This window comes from Streptomyces sp. NPDC003011 (genome assembly GCF_053591515.1).
Map to the genome: position 1 here is coordinate 1 of NZ_JBSFTY010000184.1, position 2,377 is coordinate 2,377.

Annotated in this window: 1 protein-coding gene; it reads right to left on the reverse strand. The window is 69.4% G+C overall.

Going from position 1 to position 2,377, the window contains the following annotated elements; translation table 11 throughout:
• A partial coding sequence (locus tag ACWD0J_RS41160; protein ID WP_451500988.1) for a type I polyketide synthase occupies window positions 1-2,377 on the reverse strand: 2,377 nt, incomplete at both ends.

The window sequence follows — 2,377 nt, forward strand, 5'->3', positions numbered from 1 at the left end:
TCGCCGATGGAGTGGCCGATGAGGGCGTGGGGGGTGATGCCGTTGGCGGTGAGCAGGTGGTAGGCGGCGACGTGGTGGGCGAAGAGGGCGGGCTGGGTGTAGAGGGTGTCGTTCAGGAGGGTGGCGTGTTCGCTGTCTGGTGGGGCGAACATGATGTGTTGGAGTGGGAGGGGCAGGTGTGGGTCGAGGGCGGCGCATACCTCGTCGAGGGCGTGGGCGTAGGCGGGGTGGGTGTGGTAGAGGCGGGCGCCCATGCCGGGGCGCTGGCTGCCCTGCCCGGAGAACATGACGGCCCACCGGGCAGGGCCTGTGGTGACTGGGCCAGTGGCTGTGACCAGGGCCTCGTGGTCGCGACCGGTGGCCAGCGAGGTGAGGGCGGACTGCAGTGCGGCGCGGTCGGCGGTGACGATCCCGGCGCGGTGCTCCAGATGCGCACGGCCTGACCACAGCCGGCCGGCGAGCGAGCCCACTGCCACCTCGGGGTGGTTCTCGAGGAAGTCACCGAGCCGGCCGGCCGACTCGGCCAATGCGTCGGCTGACCGCGCCGACAACACGACGGGTACGAGTCCCCCGTCCGACTCGTCCTGGCGCGCGGGCAGTTGCTCGACGGGCGGTGCTTCGAGGATCACGTGCGCGTTCGTTCCGCTGATGCCGAACGAGGACACCGCCGCGCGGCGCGGTCGACCAGTGTCCGGCCAGGACCGGGACTCGGTCAGCAGGGCCAGTCGGCCCGCCTCCCAGTCCACATGACTGCTCGGCCGATCGACGTGCAGCGTCGAGGGCAGCACCCCGTTCCGCATGGCTTCGATCATCTTGATGACGCCTGCGACGCCGGCGGCGGCCTGGGTGTGGCCGATGTTGGACTTGATGGAGCCGAGCCAGAGTGGGTGGTCGGCGGTGTGGGCCTGGCCGTAGGTGTTCAGCAGGGCTTGTGCCTCGATGGGGTCGCCCAGTGTGGTGCCGGTGCCGTGTGCTTCGACGGCGTCGATCTGGTCTGCGGTCAGTCGGGCGTTGGTGAGGGCTTGTTCGATGACGCGTTGCTGGGAGGGGCCGTTGGGGGCGGTCAGGCCGTTGGACGCGCCGTCCTGGTTGACAGCCGAGGCCCGGAGGAGGGCGAGGACGCGATGCCCGTTACGTCGGGCGTCGGAGAGGCGTTCGAGGAGGACAAGGCCGGCGCCTTCGCCCCAGCCGGTGCCGTCGGCGGCGTCAGCGAAAGGCTTGCACCGCCCGTCGGGGGCCAGCCCCCGCTGGCGGGAGAACTCAAGGAAAGCGGACGGCGTGGACATGACGGTGACACCGCCCGCCAGCGCCAGATCACATTCACCCTGGCGCAGCGCTTGGGCGGCCAAATGCATGCTCACCAAGGACGAGGAGCAGGCCGTGTCCACCGTCATGGCGGGGCCCTCGAGCCCGAACGTGTACGCCACACGACCGGAAGCGACACTCGCCGCGCTGCCGTTGCCGAGGTACCCCTCGAAACCCTCGGGTGTGCGGTGCATCAGACGCGGCCCGTAGTCGGCGTATATGACTCCGGTGAAGACGCCGGTGTTGGTGCCGTGGAGAGTGGTGGGGTTGATGCCGGCGTGCTCGAAGGCTTCCCAGGCGGTTTCGAGGAGGAGGCGTTGTTGGGGGTCGGTGGCCAGGGCTTCGCGGGGGTTCATGTGGAAGAAGTCGGCGTCGAACTGGTCGGCGTCGTGGAGGAAGGCGCCGTGGCGGGTGTAGGTCTTGCCGGTGGCGTCGGGGTCGGGGTCGTAGAGGTTGTCGAGATCCCAACCGCGATTGGTGGGGAAGCCGGTGATGGCGTCCCGGCCCTCGGCCACCAACTGCCAAAGGTCTTCGGCCGTGCGGATTCCGCCGGGGTAGCGGCAGGCCGTGGCGACGATGGCGATGGGGTCGTCGGTCGTGGCGGCCGTGTTGTGGGTCGTTGTGGTGGTGCTTTGCGTGGGGGCGTTGAGGAGTTGGCTGAGGAGGTGAGTGGTGAGTGTGTGGGGGGTGGGGTGGTCGAAGATCAGGGTGGCGGGGAGGCGGAGGGCGGTGGTGTTGGTGAGGCGGTTGCGGAGTTCTACCGCGGTGAGCGAGTCGAAGCCGAGTTCCTTGAAGGGGCGCTGAGGGTCGATGGCGTCGGGGTTGTTGTGGCCGAGGACGGCGGCGACGTTGGTGCGGACGAGAGCGAGCAGACGGCGTCGCTGATCGGCTTCGGGCAGCGCAGCGAGTTCCTGTGCGAGGGCGCCTTCGGCGTTTGTGTGGGTGGCTGCGGTGGGTCGGGTTGGGGGTGTCAGGTTGCGTAGGAGTGGGGGGAGGTGGGGTGTGGTGCGGAGTGTTGCTGGGTTGAGGGGGATGCAGAGGTGGTGGGGGTGGGGTGTGGTGAGGGCGGTGT